The organism is Variovorax ureilyticus (assembly GCF_050632185.1).
Lineage (GTDB): Bacteria > Pseudomonadota > Gammaproteobacteria > Burkholderiales > Burkholderiaceae_C > Variovorax > Variovorax ureilyticus_A.
In genome coordinates, this window is record NZ_CP192579.1 from 3,910,578 (window position 1) to 3,925,238 (window position 14,661).

Sequence of the window (14,661 nt, forward strand, 5' to 3'; positions counted from 1 at the left end):
CATGCCCACGCACTACCAAGCAGCGAGCGATCCCAGCCATTTCGCGCGGCGCTTCGGTATTTCCTTCCAGCCGCAATCGTCGGCGGTGCATCCCGGGCAGCAGGGCCACTTCGTACGCCGGCCGCGCGCCGACGCCGAGACCGGCAGCAAAGCCCAGCTCGAACGCTTCGAGGTCGCACCCGGTCGCTGGGGCTTGATCCCGCTCTTCTCGAAGGACGGACAGGACCAGGAGACCTTCGAGGCACGGAGCGAAACCGCCGCCGCCGAACGCAATTTCTACCAGCCGTGGAGGCGCGGCCATCGCTGCGTGATCCTTGCGGATGCGCTCTTCCAGCATGGCGAGGAAGCCGGTTCGACAGTGCGGGTGTCGCGCTCCGACGGCGAGCCGCTCGCGCTGGCGGGCCTGTGGAACGGCTGGCGCGCACCGAATGGCGATTGCGTCGAAAGCTTCGCGCTGCTGACCTTCGGCATGCCCGGGCGCCCTGAACAGCGCCGCGTCGCGATCCTGCGCGACGCCTGGATCGACGACTGGATCCACTGCCCCGTCGAGGAAACCGCCGCGTATCTGCGGCCCTACGCCGACGACAAACTGGTGCGCGAAGTCCTGCCGCGCTAGGACCTGCCGCTCATCCCGTTCATGCGCAGCGCCGCGAGATCGAGCACCCGGAGCCCTCCGTACTCGACACGGATCGCGCCCTGCGCCTGCAGCGTGCGAAGGGCTTCGTTCACCCGCTGGCGGGACAGGCCGATGAGATAGGCCAGTTCCTGCTGCGTGATGCGCAGCAGTTCGCCGACGCCGGGAAACAGCACCGGATTGAACAGCGCCGCCAGATTGCGCGCCACCCGCGCATCGGGGTTGTTGAGCCGGTCCGCCTCGCGCGCCGCGATGAACTGGCCGAGGCGCTCGTTGAGCTGGTTCATCACGAAGCGGTTGAATCCGATCGAATGGTCGAGCAGCCAGTGGAAGTCGTCCACCGGCAGCCCCGCGACCACGCTGCGTCGCAGCGCCTGGATGTTGTAGCGGTAGGGTTCGCGCTTGAGCGCCGTGCCTTCGCCGAACCAGCCGCCCGGCGGCAGGCCGCTGTAGGTCATCGAGGTGCCGTCGGCGTTGTCGTTGCTCATCTTGAGCAGGCCTTCGACCACGCCGAACCAGTAGGTCGGCGGCCGGCCGATGCGGCAGACGAGATCGCCCGGCTCGGCCTCGCCGACGACCACCGCGGACTCGGCGCGGCGCCGTTCGACCGGCGTGAGCGTCTGCATCCAGGGAATGTTTTCGAGCTCTTCGGCGCTGGCCGGGCGCACGCGATCGCGCAACGTGGAGGCGCCACTTTCCTTGCCAGGAGGCATCGGGAAACTCCGGGGAGTAGTGTCCCTAGGATTGTCGTCGTAACGACAAGTTGGCGTCAAAGTTGGTTCTACAGTCCGCCCCATCGTGCAGACCACAGCCAACACCTTTCCCCGTTTGCTGCAAGGCCATGCCCAGCGGCAGCCTGACGCGCCGGCCATGCGCGAGAAGGACCTCGGCATCTGGCAGACCTGGACCTGGTCGCAGGTCGCGTGCGACGTGCGCGAGATCGCCTGCGGGCTCGCGAGCCTGGGCTTCAAGGCCGGCGACAACCTCGCGATCGTCGGCGCCAACCGGCCGCATCTCTACATGGCGATGGTCGCGGCGCAGAGCCTGCGCGGCGTGCCGGTGCCGCTCTACCAGGATGCGGTGGCGGGCGAGATGGTCTTCATGCTGGAGGACGCCTCGATCGAGTTCGTGATCGCCGAGGACCAGGAGCAGGTGGACAAGCTGCTCGAGTGCCGCGAGGCCCGCCCTGCGATCCGCCATATCGTCTACGACGATCCGCGTGGATTGCGCAACTACGACCAGCCCGGACTGATGGGCTACGAGAAGCTCTGCGAGCTCGGCCGTGCGTGGGACGCGGCGCATCCCGGCGTCTTCGAGGCCTCCGTCGCTTCCGGCGAACCGACCGACGTGGCCGTGATCCTCTACACCTCGGGCACCACCGGCCGCCCCAAGGGCGTGTGCCAGACGCATGCGAGCTTCATCGCGGCAGGACGCGGGGGTGGAAACCGACAAGCTCGGCCCCGGCGACAACATCATGAGCTACCTGCCGATGGCCTGGGTCGGCGACCATCTCTTCTCGGTGGCGCAGTGGCTGGTGGGCGGCTTCACGCTCAACTGCCCGGAGTCGGCCGAGACGGTCATGAACGACATGCGCGAGATCGGCCCGAGCTACTACTTCGGCCCGCCGCGCACCTTCGAGGGTCTGCTCACCGCAGTGTCGATCCGCATGGAAGACGCGGCCGCGCCCAAGCGCTGGCTGTATGCGAAGTTCATGGCGCTCGCACGGCGCGTGGGCGCGGACATCCTCAACGGCGCGCAGGTGAGCCTCGGCGACCGGCTGCTCTACAAGCTCGGCGACCTTCTGATCTACGGCCCGCTGCGCAACGTGCTGGGCATGAGCCGCATCCGCGTGGCCTACACCGCGGGCGCGGCGATCGGGCCGGACCTGTTCCGCTTCTACCGCTCGATCGGCGTCAACCTCAAGCAGTTCTACGGCCAGACCGAGACCTGCGCCTACGTGTGCCTGCAGCAGGACGGCAAGGTCAAGCTCCAGACCGTGGGCAGCGCGGCGCCGGGGATCGAACTCAAGATCGCGCCCGACGGCGAAGTGCTGGTGCGCGGCGTCTCGGTGCTCAAGGAGTACTACAAGCGGCCCGACGCCACGGCCGAGGTGCTCGACGCCGAGGGCTACTTCCACACCGGCGACGCGGGCGTGCTCGATGCCGAAGGGCACCTGCGCATCATCGACCGCGCGAAGGACGTGGGCCGCATGGCCGCGCCGCAGGGTGCGACGGCCGGTGCGATGTTCGCACCCAACTACATCGAGAACAAGCTCAAGTTCTTCCCGCAGATCAAGGAGGCGGTGTGCTTCGGCCACGAGCGCGACGAGGTCTGCGCCTTCATCAACATCGACTACGAGGCCGTGGGCAACTGGGCCGAGCGGCGCGGGCTGCCGTACGGCGGCTACGTCGATCTCGCGGGCAAGCCGGAGGTGCTGGCGCTGGTGGCCGACTGCATCGCGCAGGTCAACGCCGATCTCGCGGCCGAGGAAGGCATGGCGGACACGCAGATCGCGCGCTTCCTCGTGCTGCACAAGGAGCTCGACCCCGATGACGACGAACTCACCCGCACCCGCAAGGTCCGGCGCGGCTTTATCGCCGGCAAGTACGCGGCGCTGGTCGATGCACTCTACGGCGGCAAGAAAGAGCAGTTCATCGAGACGCAGGTGAAGTTCGAGGACGGGCGGACCGGCAGCGTCAGCGCGACGCTGAAGGTCGTCGATGCCAAACGCTTCGCACCGATGAAGGCGGCCGCATGAGCAGCAGAAGAATCGGCGACGTCATCCTCGACGTCCAGAACATTTCGCTCAGCTTCGGCGGCGTGAAGGCGCTGACCGACATCAGCTTCAACGTGCGCGAGCATGAAGTGCGAGCGATCATCGGCCCGAACGGCGCAGGCAAGAGCTCGATGCTCAACTGCATCAACGGCGTCTACCAGCCGCAGCAGGGCTCGATCACCTTTCGCGGCCAGCACTTCAAGCACATGAACTCGCGGCAGGTCGCCGAGATGGGCGTGGCGCGCACCTTCCAGAACCTCGCGCTGTTCAAGGGCATGAGCGTGCTCGACAACATCATGACGGGCCGCAACCTCAAGATGAAGAGCGGCCTGCTCGCACAGGCGCTGCGCTGGAGACCGGCCGAGCGCGAGGAGCTTGCGCATCGCGAGTTCGTCGAGCACATCATCGATTTCCTCGAGATCCAGTTGCACCGCAAGACCCCGGTGGGCCGCCTGCCCTACGGCCTGCAGAAGCGCGTGGACCTCGGCCGCGCGCTCGCGATGGAGCCGCAGGTGCTGCTGCTGGACGAGCCGATGGCCGGCATGAATGTCGAGGAGAAGCAGGACATGAGCCGCTTCATCCTCGACGTGAACGACGAGTTCGGCACCACCATCGTGCTGATCGAGCACGACATGGGCGTGGTGATGGACATCTCCGACCGCGTGGTGGTGCTCGACTACGGCAAGAAGATCGGCGACGGGACGCCGAATGAAGTGCGCAGCAATCCGGATGTGATCCGGGCGTATCTTGGAACGGAGCACTAGGGATGACGATCGCTTCCATCAATTGCGGGTTCGACGGGTGGGGGCGGGATCGCGCCGACGGTGTGCTCTGCTCCGCTCATGTCCCCCGGCCTTCGGCCTCCTCCTTTACTTCGCTGCGCAGAGCGCACCATCGTCGCGCTCCGTCACGGCAGTTGTTGATCGACCGGCACAGCGCACCGTTTCCCGTGGCGAGGATGCAGGGTGGTCCCCGCAGCGAAATAAAGGAGGAGGCGAAGCCGGGGGACATTCGCGGAGGGGACCACCCTGCGTCCTCGCCACGCGCCCCCGACGCATCACAGTTTTCTCCAACCGCCGCAACGGAGCACTGAAATGGGCTTCTTCCTCGAAACCCTGTTCGGCGGCCTGATGGTCGGCATGCTGTATTCGCTGATCGCGATCGGCTTCGTGCTGATCTACAAGGCCTCGGGCGTCTTCAACTTCGCGCAGGGCGCGATGGTGCTGTTCGCGGCGCTCGCGATGGCGCGCTTCTCGGAATGGATTCCGAAGTGGCTGGGCTTCGACAACCAGATCCTCGCGAACCTGCTGGCCTTCTTCGCGGCGATGGCGGTGATGATCGCGGTGGCATGGCTCATCGAACGGCTGGTGCTCGGCAAGCTGGTCAACCAGGAAGGCATCACGCTGCTCATGGCAACGCTGGGCATTGCGTATTTCCTCGACGGACTCGGCCAGTCGATCTTCGGCAACGACATCTACAAGATCGACGTCGGCATGCCCAAGGACCCGCTGATGGTGCTCGAGAACATCTTCGAGGGCGGACTGCTGCTGAGCCAGGAAGATCTGATCGCCGCGCTGGTGGCCGCCGCGCTGGTGGTGGTGCTGGCGCTCTTCTTCCAGAAGACCTCGACCGGCCGCGCGCTGCGCGCCGTGGCGGATGACCATCAGGCCGCACAGTCGATCGGCATTCCGCTCAGCCGCATCTGGGTGATCGTCTGGTCGGTCGCGGGTTTCGCGGCGCTGGTGGCCGGGATCATCTGGGGCTCGAAGCTGGGCGTGCAGTTCTCGCTGTCGCTGGTGGCGCTGAAGGCGCTGCCGGTGGTGATCCTCGGTGGCCTCACTTCAATTCCGGGTGCGATCGTCGGCGGGCTCCTGATCGGCGTCGGCGAGAAGCTGTCGGAGATCTATCTCGGGCCGATGCTTGGTGGCGGCATCGAGATCTGGTTCGCGTACGTGCTCGCGCTGGTCTTCCTTCTCGTTCGCCCTCAAGGTCTCTTCGGCGAAAAAATCATCGATCGGGTATAGATATGTTGCTCACCCCCAGCCTCACCCACTTCGTGTGGTTCGGACACCCCCTTGCAGGGGGCAATCCCAGCGGCCCGGCAAAGCCGGTTCCGCGGGATTCCTGGCTCTCGCAGCAAGCATGACGGAGTGCCTCGATGCTCTATAGGGAAAACGGCCAGTTCAAGTCGACGTATCGGGCCGACCAGCAGATCTTCCCGATCCGGCAGGACCGCTTCGCGATCCTCGCGCTCTTGGTCGTCGCCTTCGCGGTGGTGCCGGCGATCGCGTCGGACTACTGGTTCCGCGCGATCCTGATTCCGTTCCTGATCCTGTCGCTCGCGGCGCTCGGGCTCAACATCCTCGTGGGCTACTGCGGACAGATCTCTCTGGGCACCGGCGCGTTCATGGCGGTGGGCGCGTACGCGGCCTACAACTTCCACGTGCGCATCGAGGGCATGCCGCTGATCTTCTCGCTGCTGCTCGGCGGGCTGTGCTCGACCGCGGTCGGCGTGCTGTTCGGCGTTCCGAGCCTGCGCATCAAGGGCTTGTATCTCGCGGTCGCGACCTTGGCCGCGCAGTTCTTCATCGATTGGGCGTTCCTGCGCATCAACTGGCTGACGAACAACTCTTCGTCGGGCTCGGTGTCGGTGTCCGGGCTCAACCTGTTCGGCCTTCCGGTCGAAACGGCCGAACAGAAGTACCTGCTGTGCCTGACGCTGCTGGCCGTCTTCGCGCTGCTCGCGAAGAACCTCGTACGCGGCGCCATCGGCCGCGAATGGATGGCGATGCGCGACATGGACGTGGCGGCGGCCGTCATCGGCATCCGGCCGGTGTACGCCAAGCTCTCGGCCTTCGCGGTGAGCTCCTTCATCGTCGGCGTGGCAGGCGCGCTGTGGGGCTTCGTGCACCTGGGCACCTGGGAGCCGGCCGCGTTCAACATCGACCGCTCGTTCCAATTGCTCTTCATGGTGATCATCGGCGGACTGGGCTCGGTCATGGGCAGCTTCTTCGGCGCCGCCTTCATCGTGCTGCTGCCGATCCTGCTCAACAACCTGCCGGGGTGGTTCGGGCTGTCGATCTCGACCGCGTTCCAGTCGCATCTCGAATTCATGATCTTCGGCGCGCTGATCGTGTTCTTCCTGATCGTCGAACCGCACGGTCTCGCAAGACTGTGGTCGACGGCAAAGGAAAAGCTGCGCCTCTGGCCCTTCCCGCACTAGCTATGCACACCCCCAGGCTCGCGCACTTCGTGTCGCTCTCCACCCCTTGCAGGGGCAGCACCAGCGGCCCGGCAAAGCCGGTTCCGCGGTGCTTCTGGCGGCGCGCTGCAACGCGCGGCTTCGATCAATGTGTGCCCCTATTTCAACCTGCACGCCTGCGTGCCCATATCAAGGAGACTGGCATGAAACTGAAATCGCTCGCTCTGGCCGCAGTGATGGCCACCACCGTCGGTGCATCGCTCGCGCCCTCGCTCGTGCAGGCGCAGGCCAAGGAGCAGTTCTTCCCGCTGCTGGTCTACCGCACCGGCCCCTACGCGCCGAACGGCACGCCGTGGGCCAACGGCAAGCAGGACTACATCAAGCTGATCAACGCGAGCGGCGGCATCAACGGCGTGAAGATCAGCTATGAAGAGTGCGAGACCGGCTACGCCACCGACAAGGGCGTCGAATGCTACGAGCGCCTGAAGGACAAGGGCGCGACGCTGATCGATCCGCAGGCCACAGGCATCACCTTTGCCCTCACCGACAAGGCGCCAGCCGACAAGATCCCGCTCCTCACGCTGGGCTACGGCCTCTCGGCCTCGCAGGACGGCAATGTGTTCAAGTGGAACTTCCCGCTGATGGGCAGCTATTGGACCGCCGCCGACATCCTGATCCAGCACATCGCGAAGAAGGAAGGCGGCGCGGACAAGCTCAAGGGCAAGAAGATCACGCTGGTCTACCACGACTCGCCGTTCGGCAAGGAGCCGATCCCGCTCCTGCAGGAGCGCGCGAAGATGAACGGCTTCGAACTCACGCTGATCCCGGTCGCCGCGCCGGGCATCGAGCAGAAGTCGGCCTGGCTCCAGGTGCGTCAGCAGCGGCCCGACTACGTGCTTCTGTGGGGCTGGGGCGTGATGAATTCGACCGCGCTCAAGGAAGCGGTCGCCACCGGCTACCCGCGCGAGAAGATGTACGGCGTGTGGTGGGCCGGCGCCGAACCCGACGTGAAGGACGTCGGGGCCAATGCCAAGGGCTACAACGCGCTCGCGCTCAACACCGCGGGCACCGAGCCGAAGGTGATCCAGGACATCCTCAAGAACGTGCACGACAAGGGCCAGGGCACGGGTCCGCGCGACGAGGTGGGCTCGGTGCTCTACACGCGCGGCGTGATCATCCAGATGCTTGGCATCGAGGCCGTGCGGCGCGCGCAGGAGCGCTTCGGCAAGGGCAAGGTCATGACCGGCGAGCAGGTGCGCTGGGGCCTGGAGAACCTCGCACTCGACCAGAAGAAGCTCGACGCGCTGGGCTTCGCGGGCGTGCTGCGGCCGATCAGCACTTCTTGCCAGGACCACATGGGTTCGAGCTGGGCGCGCATCGAGACGTGGGACGGCAGCAAGTGGAACGTGGGCGCCGACTGGTACCAGGCCGATGAGCAGATCATCAAGCCGATGGTGAAGGCGGCAGGCGAGAAGTACTCCGGGGAGAAGAAGCTCAATCGCCGTGACGCGTCGGATTGCGGAGCCTGATCTTCAGCGGTTGAAGCACTTCGAGACACCATGAGCGAACGCAACGTCCTTCTCGACGTCAACGGCATCGAGGTCATCTACAACCACGTGATCCTCGTGCTGAAGGGCGTGTCGCTCACGGTGCCCGAAGGCGGCATCGTGGCGCTGCTCGGCGGCAACGGCGCGGGTAAGACGACCACGCTGCGCGCGGTGTCGAACCTCCTGGCCGGCGAGCGCGGCGCGGTGACCAAGGGCACGATCGAACTGCGCGGCGAGCGCATCGAGGCGCTCTCGCCGGCCGAACTGGTCAAGCGCGGCCTGATCCAGGTGATGGAAGGCCGGCACTGCTTCGCGCACCTCTCGATCGAGGACAACCTGATGACCGGCGCCTACACGCGCACCGACGGCAAGGCCGCGGTGGCCGAGACGCTGGAGAAGGTCTACGCCTACTTCCCGCGCCTGAAGACGCGGCGCACCTCGCAGGCCGCCTACACCTCGGGCGGCGAACAGCAGATGTGCGCGATCGGCCGCGCGCTGATGGCGAACCCGAGCATGGTGCTGCTCGACGAACCCTCGATGGGCCTCGCGCCGCAGATCGTGGAGGAAGTGTTCGGCATCGTGAAGGACCTGAACGAGAAGGAGCGCGTGACCTTCCTGCTGGCCGAGCAGAACACCAACATGGCGCTGCGCTACGCCGACTACGGCTACATCCTCGAGAACGGCCGCATCGTGATGGACGGCGAGGCGAAGAGCCTGCGCGAGAACGAGGATGTGAAGGAGTTCTACCTGGGCGTCGGCGGCGCCGACAGGAAGAGCTTCAGGGATGTGAAGAGCTACAAGCGAAGAAAGCGTTGGCTGGCGTAATGACACCACCCCCAGCCTCGCCCACTTCGTGTGGCTCTGCACCCCCTTCGAGGGGGCGACACCAGCGGCCCGGCGAAGCCGGTTCCGCGGTCTCTCCGGCATTGGCCGAGCGGATTTGAAAGGGAGCAACAGTTCGTGACTGACTACTACGACGCACTCGAAGTGCGTGACCCCGAAGTGCGCGAGCGCGATCTGCTCGCGGCGTTGCCGAAGCAGATCCTGCGGGCGCAGACGGCCACGTCGGCCTTCGCGAAGCTGCTCGATGGCGTGAAGCCGGCCGACGTCGCGAGCCGCGAGGCGCTGGCGAAGCTGCCGGTCACGCGCAAGTCGGAACTGCTCGCGCTGCAGAAGGAGCGGCGCGCGAGCGACCCGTTCGGCGGCTTCTCGGCGATCCGCTTCGGTTCGCGCATGACGCGCGTGTTCGCCAGCCCCGGCACCATCTACGAGCCGGAGGGCGAGGCGCGCGACTACTGGCGGACCGCACGCGCGCTGTATGCAGCGGGCTTTCGCGGCGGCGAGCTGGTGCACAACTGCTTCAGCTACCACATGACGCCGGCCGGCTCGATCATGGAAAGCGGTGCGCACGCGCTCGGCTGCACCGTCTTCGCCGGCGGCACGGGGCAGACCGAACAGCAGGTCGAGGCCATCGTCGACCTCAAGCCGGCGGGCTATGCGGGCACGCCGAGCTTCCTGAAGATCATCATCGAGAAGGCGGCCGAAAAGGGTGTTGCGCTGCCCTCGCTCACCAAGGCGCTGGTGTCGGGCGAAGCCTTTCCTCCGAGCCTGCGCGACTGGATCGCCGAGCGCGGCGTGGCCGGCATGCAGTGCTACGCGACCGCCGACCTCGGACTGATCGCTTACGAGACTCCAGCGCGCGAAGGGCTGGTGCTCGACGAAGGCGTGATCGTGGAGATCGTGCGTCCGGGCACAGGCGACCCGGTGCCCGAGGGCGAGGTCGGCGAGATCGTCGTCACCACGCTCAATCCGGACTACCCGCTGATCCGCTTCGGCACCGGCGATCTGTCGGCGGTGCTGCCGGGGCCCTGCCCCACGGGCCGCACCAACAAGCGCATCAAGGGTTGGCTCGGCCGCGCCGACCAGACGACGAAGGTGCGCGGCATGTTCGTCCACCCGGGGCAGGTCGCGGAGATCGCGCGGCGCTTTCCGGAAGTGCAACGCGCGCGTCTGGTGGTCGAAGGCGAGATGGCCGACGACCGCATGACGCTGAGACTCGAATGTGCGCATGCGCCGGAGGGGCTCGCACAGCGCATTGGAGAGGCGATCCGCGACGTGACCAAGCTGCGCGGCGGCGTCGAATTCGTCGCGTCAGGCAGCCTGCCCAACGACGGCAAGGTGATCGAGGATCTGCGTTCCTACCGTTGACCGGCCCGGGCCGGCAGAATGCCGGTTCGAGGTGCACGAGGACGAGTTCCAGTACTGGCGCAAGTACGACAAGGCCCGCGGTCGGAAGTGACGGGCATCGTGCCGCGCGCACGAGCCCCTGCGGTCACTGTTCCTTATTCGAAGCGCGCGCCGCGCCACGCGCCCAGGTGCGCTGCTTGCGGCTCCACGCGCGCAGCCGCTTGTCGGTGGGCTCGCCGCCCACGTCCGATGCGCTGGCGATCAGATGGCTGAGCAGGTGCTCCTGCTCGGCGCTCAATACTTCCGGGAAGATGGGCTTCACGATGACGATGTGGTCGGCGTTCGCACCGCGCCGCGTCGCCGGGAAGCCCAGCCCGGGCAGGCTGTAGCTCAGGCGGTCGCGACGCAGCGCCACCGGTTTCAGGCCCATCAGCGTGGGCACCTCGATCGTCCGGTTGGCGATCCACGTGAATCCGTCGACCGGGACCTCGCAGCGGATCGTTCCGTCCTCGTCGAGCTCGAAGAATTCGTGCGCAAGCAGCTCGACGCGGATCTCGAGATCGGCCGGCGGCGGATTCCCGCGCGCGCGGCGTCCGTCGACGTGCAACAGATCGCCCTGCCGCACGCCCGGCGGAATGCGGACCTTGAGCTGGTAGGTGCGCGTCTGCGTGCCGGCGCCGTTGCAGTCGGGGCAGGTGCGCTGCGCGATGCCGCCACCGTGGCAGGCGGCGCATTCGGTCATGCCGCCGGGCCAGCCGAAGAAGCTGCGCTTCGGAATCGCGCCCGATCCGCCGCACTGGGCGCAATTGCCGCCGAGCACCTGATGCCCTGCGCCATCGCAGGTGGCGCAGGTCAACGTCATCCGCCCGCGCAACGCCTTGATACAACCTGCCGCGGCCTCCTCGAGGGTCAGCTTGATCTTTCGCTGGATGGGGCGGCGCCGAGGCTCCGCGAAATCTTCTTCGGCATGAGGTTGGGCGGTCTCGTGTGCCGGCGGCTCTGTCGCCTCGGGCTGCGCGCGGAATCCGGCATTGCGGATTTCCTCGAAGGCCCGGTTGATGCGCTGCATGCGCGCCACCGCGTCGGCACTGTTGTTGCGATCCGGGTGCCACCGCGACACGAGCCGCCGCCAGGCGGCCTTGACTTCTCGCTCGGTGGCGTCGGAGCCCAGTCCCAGTTCGGAAAAAGCGTTATTCGTGCTCAATTTGGTCCTCGCGCGTCGGCGAGAATTATCCCTGAGCGCTTCCTGCCGGAAGCGCGGGACCAGAGGCCCCAGGCCGCCAACATGAACATCAAGAAGACACTCCGCATTTCCTCGCTCGCCATCGTGGCCGCCCTGCTCGGCCCGTGGACGACCGCCACGGCCGCCCCGCAAGCCCCCGCCTTCAACGAAACCTTCAAGGCCTTCGACGCCTGTTTCCTGCTCTACGACGTGAACGCGAAGAAGCTCGTCGCCGAATACAACCCCGGCGGCCGCTGCAAGCAGCGTATCGCGCCCGATTCGACCTTCAAGGTGCCGTTGTCGCTGATGGCCTTCAACGAGAAGCTCATCGACCCGCACACCGTCTTCAAATGGAACGGCCAGAAATACGACCGGCAGGAACTCAACCGCGACCAGACGCCGCGAAGCTGGATGCAGGATTCGGTGGTGTGGGTGTCGCAGGACGTTGCGCCTTCGCTGGGCTATGCGCGCATCGGCAAGTACCTCGACGACTTCAGGTACGGCAACCTCGACTTCACGGGCGACATCGGCAAGAACAACGGGCTGACCAATGCCCGGCTGAGCAGCAGCCTGCAGATCTCGGCCTACGAGCAGCTCGAATTCCTGAAGGCGATGGACGCGCACCAGCTCCCCGTCTCGCGCGAGGCCATTGACCAGACCCGCCAGAACATGGCGCTCGGCAAGCTCGAGAACGGCGTCGACATCTACGGCAAGACCGGCGCGGGCCGCCACCGCATGCGCGCCACCGACCGGGCGCCGGGCAAGCTGCGTGACGGCTGGTTCGTCGGCTTCGTCGAAGGCAGTGGCGAGCACTACATCTTCGTCGCCAACCTCACCGACCGGCAGGTGCCCGGCGCGGACGACCGCGCCGCGGGCAGCCGGGTCCTGAAGCCGATCGTGATGCGCATCCTCAACGAGTACACGGCGCACTGAGCGGGCGGGGCGCGGGCATGGTCCTTGCGGCATCTTCTCGATGACCCACTCGTTCTTCCAGCCGCCCACCGCGTCCCGCTACGCCCTGCGCAATCTGCGCGCGCCCCGCTGCCTCGTGCAGGCCGATCTCCCGCCGGACGACGGCGCGGCCGATCTCGTCGCCATCGACCTGCTGGTCGACGAGGGGCGCATCGCCGCCATCGACGCCGCGGGCCGGATGCCTGCGGAACTCGGCCCCGACCTCGACGCATCGATGGTGCTGCCCGGCATGGTCGATTGCCACACCCACCTCGACAAGGGCCACATCTGGCCGCGCCAGGCCAACCCGACCGGCGACGGCGCGGGCGCCTCGGCCGCCACGATGCGCGACCGCACCGCCCGCTGGACCGCGGACGACGTGCGCCGCCGCATGGAATTCGGCCTCGCGACGGCCTACGCCAAGGGCGTGGTCGCGATCCGCACGCATCTGGATTCGCTGGCTCCGCAGGCGTCGATCTCGTTCCCGGTCTTTCGCGAGGTGCGCGAACGCTGGGCGGGGCGCATCGACCTGCAGGTGTCGTCGATCGCGCCGCTCGACATCTTCCTCGCGGACGAGGGCCGCCAGCTCGCCGACATCGTGGCCGAGAGCGGCGGCCGGCTCGGCTGCGTCACGCGCTCGGGCCGCTTTCCGGCCGAAACGATGCCGCCGGACATGGACGAAGCGCTGGTGCGCGTGTTCCGGCTCGCGGCGGAGCGCGGGCTCGACCTGGACCTGCATGTGGACGAATCGACCGACCCGAACGCGCGCGCCCTGATCCGCGTCGCACGGACCGCGGTCGCCGAAGATTTCGCGGGCCGCATCCTCTGCGGCCACTGCACCGCGCTGGCGCTGCAGACCGACGAATTCATCGAGGAGACGCTCGACGCATGCCGGGATGCCGGCATCGACATCGTGAGCCTGCCGACCGTCAACATGTACCTGCAGGACCGCAGCCAGACCGGCCGGACGCCGCGCTGGCGCGGGGTGACCGTGCTGCACGAGATGAAGGCCCGCGGCCTGCGCGTGGCGGTGGCGGGCGACAACTGCCGCGATCCCTTCTATGCCTACGGCGACCACGACATGCTCGACACCTTCACGCAGGCGGTGAAGATCCTGCACCTGGACCACCCGCTGGGCGACTGGATCCGGGCCGCCACCGAGACGCCGGCCGCGATCATGGGCATCGACCGGGGCGTGCTGAAGGCGGGCGCCGGCGCGGACTTCCTCGTGCTCAAGGCGCGCAACTACTCGGAGATGCTGTCGCGCACGCAGTTCGACCGCACGGTCGTTCGCTCGGGCCGGGCTATCGACACCACCTTGCCGGACTACCGGATGCTCGACGATCTGATGACGGCCTGATCACGGATTGCAACAGTCCGCCGCAACTTTCACGCTCTTTCGTGCGGTCTTGACGGTGATGGCGGACCGCGCACCCCCGCCGGCGGCAGCGGACCGCATCGCCATGGCATTCTCGAACGCGCAACAGGCATGCGCCGAGCGGCGCGAGACACGATGGCTTTTGAGAAACTGCGGATCACCGGACAAGACGGTCGCCACTACAGGCTCGGCGAGCCCTTGGAGGTCCATGACCGCGGGACCTTCCTGGGCACGCTCGACCCGGTCACCGTCAACCGGGACGGCACCGAAGTGCTGATCCAGCGCTTTCTCCCTTCGGCCTTCGTGAAGAAGGAGAAGCGGAATTTCGGCCCCCTCGTGCTGCTCGAGGTCACCGCCTTCCTCGCCGAGCAGTTCCAGGGGCTGCAGGCGGTGAGCTACCTGCTGAGCCGCGAGATCGAACTGCACGGCGACGGCATGAACGTCGCACTCGCGCGTTCCGCGCTGCTGGAGGCGATCGGCGCCGAGGCGGTGGCGGTCTCGCCGCGCCCGGATTCCGGGACGCCGGCCAATTTCGTGGTGCGGGGCGTCTGGGCCTACAACGAGCGCAACATCGCCGCGCTGGGCCACTGCCTCGAGCGCGAGCGGGCGATCTACCGGCAATGGGATGCCGCCGTCGAGACCGACCGGTCGATCGGCGTGCTGCGCGATCGCCTGCGCCAGCTGCTGGCGCGCAGCCCTGGCATCAGGGGCGGCGAAGCGGCGGACTGAGCGCAGCCGAAGTCCAGCAGGATGAAAGGCGCAGG

At 67.0% G+C, this 14,661-nt stretch carries 12 protein-coding genes and 1 pseudogene; 11 read left to right on the top strand and 2 right to left on the bottom strand.

Annotated elements, in window-relative coordinates; all coding sequences use genetic code 11:
- Position 1: 1 nt before the first annotated feature.
- Entirely contained in the window at positions 2–616 is a 615-nt protein-coding gene (locus ACQ858_RS19290; RefSeq protein ID WP_431274183.1) for an SOS response-associated peptidase family protein, read from the top strand.
- Here ACQ858_RS19290 and ACQ858_RS19295 read toward each other — a convergent pair.
- Positions 613–1,347 carry a Crp/Fnr family transcriptional regulator gene (locus tag ACQ858_RS19295; RefSeq protein ID WP_431274184.1) on the bottom strand — a complete coding sequence of 245 codons (735 nt, stop codon included), beginning with the start codon at positions 1,345–1,347 and terminating at the stop codon, positions 613–615. The genes ACQ858_RS19290 and ACQ858_RS19295 overlap by 4 nt on opposite strands.
- Positions 1,348–1,432: 85 nt before the next feature.
- Between ACQ858_RS19295 and ACQ858_RS19300 the strand changes: the two are divergent.
- From ACQ858_RS19300 to ACQ858_RS19330, 7 genes and pseudogenes are all read left to right on the top strand, one after another.
- Positions 1,433–3,392: pseudogene (locus ACQ858_RS19300) on the top strand (AMP-dependent synthetase/ligase).
- Complete coding sequence (locus tag ACQ858_RS19305) at positions 3,389–4,174, top strand: ABC transporter ATP-binding protein (protein ID WP_431274185.1); 786 nt, start codon at positions 3,389–3,391, stop codon at positions 4,172–4,174. Before ACQ858_RS19300 ends, ACQ858_RS19305 begins: the two are co-directional and overlap by 4 nt.
- 330 nt (positions 4,175–4,504) lie before the next feature.
- On the top strand, positions 4,505–5,434 hold the full coding sequence (locus ACQ858_RS19310; RefSeq protein ID WP_431274186.1) for a branched-chain amino acid ABC transporter permease: 930 nt from the start codon (positions 4,505–4,507) through the stop codon (positions 5,432–5,434).
- A gap of 134 nt (positions 5,435–5,568) precedes the next feature.
- Positions 5,569–6,633, top strand: a complete 1,065-nt coding sequence (locus ACQ858_RS19315; protein WP_431274187.1) for a branched-chain amino acid ABC transporter permease — start codon at positions 5,569–5,571, stop codon at positions 6,631–6,633.
- Between the two features lie 182 nt (positions 6,634–6,815).
- Complete coding sequence (locus ACQ858_RS19320) at positions 6,816–8,141, top strand: ABC transporter substrate-binding protein (RefSeq protein WP_431274188.1); 1,326 nt, start codon at positions 6,816–6,818, stop codon at positions 8,139–8,141.
- Between the two features lie 30 nt (positions 8,142–8,171).
- Positions 8,172–8,984: an ABC transporter ATP-binding protein gene (locus tag ACQ858_RS19325; protein ID WP_184530051.1), complete on the top strand. Its 813-nt coding sequence runs from the start codon at positions 8,172–8,174 to the stop codon at positions 8,982–8,984.
- A gap of 135 nt (positions 8,985–9,119) precedes the next feature.
- The gene (locus ACQ858_RS19330) at positions 9,120–10,367 is read left to right on the top strand and encodes a phenylacetate--CoA ligase family protein (RefSeq protein WP_431274189.1); all 1,248 of its coding nucleotides are present in this window, start codon (positions 9,120–9,122) and stop codon (positions 10,365–10,367) included.
- Positions 10,368–10,491: 124 nt separating this feature from the next.
- On the opposite strand, the gene ACQ858_RS19335 is transcribed toward ACQ858_RS19330, so the two are convergent.
- Entirely contained in the window at positions 10,492–11,550 is a 1,059-nt protein-coding gene (locus ACQ858_RS19335) for a DnaJ C-terminal domain-containing protein (RefSeq protein ID WP_431274190.1), read from the bottom strand.
- A gap of 81 nt (positions 11,551–11,631) precedes the next feature.
- Here ACQ858_RS19335 and ACQ858_RS19340 point away from each other — a divergent pair, with 81 nt between their 5' ends.
- The 3 genes from ACQ858_RS19340 to ACQ858_RS19350 all read left to right on the top strand — a co-directional run bounded on the left by ACQ858_RS19340 (position 11,632) and on the right by ACQ858_RS19350 (position 14,626).
- Complete coding sequence (locus ACQ858_RS19340) at positions 11,632–12,501, top strand: penicillin-binding transpeptidase domain-containing protein (protein ID WP_431274191.1); 870 nt, start codon at positions 11,632–11,634, stop codon at positions 12,499–12,501.
- Positions 12,502–12,541: 40 nt separating this feature from the next.
- Positions 12,542–13,879, top strand: coding sequence for a cytosine deaminase (locus ACQ858_RS19345; RefSeq protein WP_431274192.1), 1,338 nt, complete (start codon positions 12,542–12,544; stop codon positions 13,877–13,879).
- A 153-nt stretch (positions 13,880–14,032) separates the two neighbouring features.
- Entirely contained in the window at positions 14,033–14,626 is a 594-nt protein-coding gene (locus ACQ858_RS19350) for a hypothetical protein (protein ID WP_431274193.1), read from the top strand.
- Positions 14,627–14,661 lie beyond the last annotated feature (35 nt).

Excerpts from the sequence above, each read along its gene's own strand:
- ACQ858_RS19290 (WP_431274183.1), top strand. The coding sequence starts at position 2 with ATGCCCACGCACTACCAAGCAGCGAGCGATCCCAGCCATTTCGCGCGG.
- ACQ858_RS19295 (WP_431274184.1), bottom strand. The coding sequence starts at position 1,347 with ATGCCTCCTGGCAAGGAAAGTGGCGCCTCCACGTTGCGCGATCGCGTG.
- ACQ858_RS19305 (WP_431274185.1), top strand. The coding sequence starts at position 3,389 with ATGAGCAGCAGAAGAATCGGCGACGTCATCCTCGACGTCCAGAACATT.
- ACQ858_RS19310 (WP_431274186.1), top strand. The coding sequence starts at position 4,505 with ATGGGCTTCTTCCTCGAAACCCTGTTCGGCGGCCTGATGGTCGGCATG.
- ACQ858_RS19315 (WP_431274187.1), top strand. The coding sequence starts at position 5,569 with ATGCTCTATAGGGAAAACGGCCAGTTCAAGTCGACGTATCGGGCCGAC.
- ACQ858_RS19320 (WP_431274188.1), top strand. The coding sequence starts at position 6,816 with ATGAAACTGAAATCGCTCGCTCTGGCCGCAGTGATGGCCACCACCGTC.
- ACQ858_RS19325 (WP_184530051.1), top strand. The coding sequence starts at position 8,172 with ATGAGCGAACGCAACGTCCTTCTCGACGTCAACGGCATCGAGGTCATC.
- ACQ858_RS19340 (WP_431274191.1), top strand. The coding sequence starts at position 11,632 with ATGAACATCAAGAAGACACTCCGCATTTCCTCGCTCGCCATCGTGGCC.
- ACQ858_RS19345 (WP_431274192.1), top strand. The coding sequence starts at position 12,542 with ATGACCCACTCGTTCTTCCAGCCGCCCACCGCGTCCCGCTACGCCCTG.
- ACQ858_RS19350 (WP_431274193.1), top strand. The coding sequence starts at position 14,033 with ATGGCTTTTGAGAAACTGCGGATCACCGGACAAGACGGTCGCCACTAC.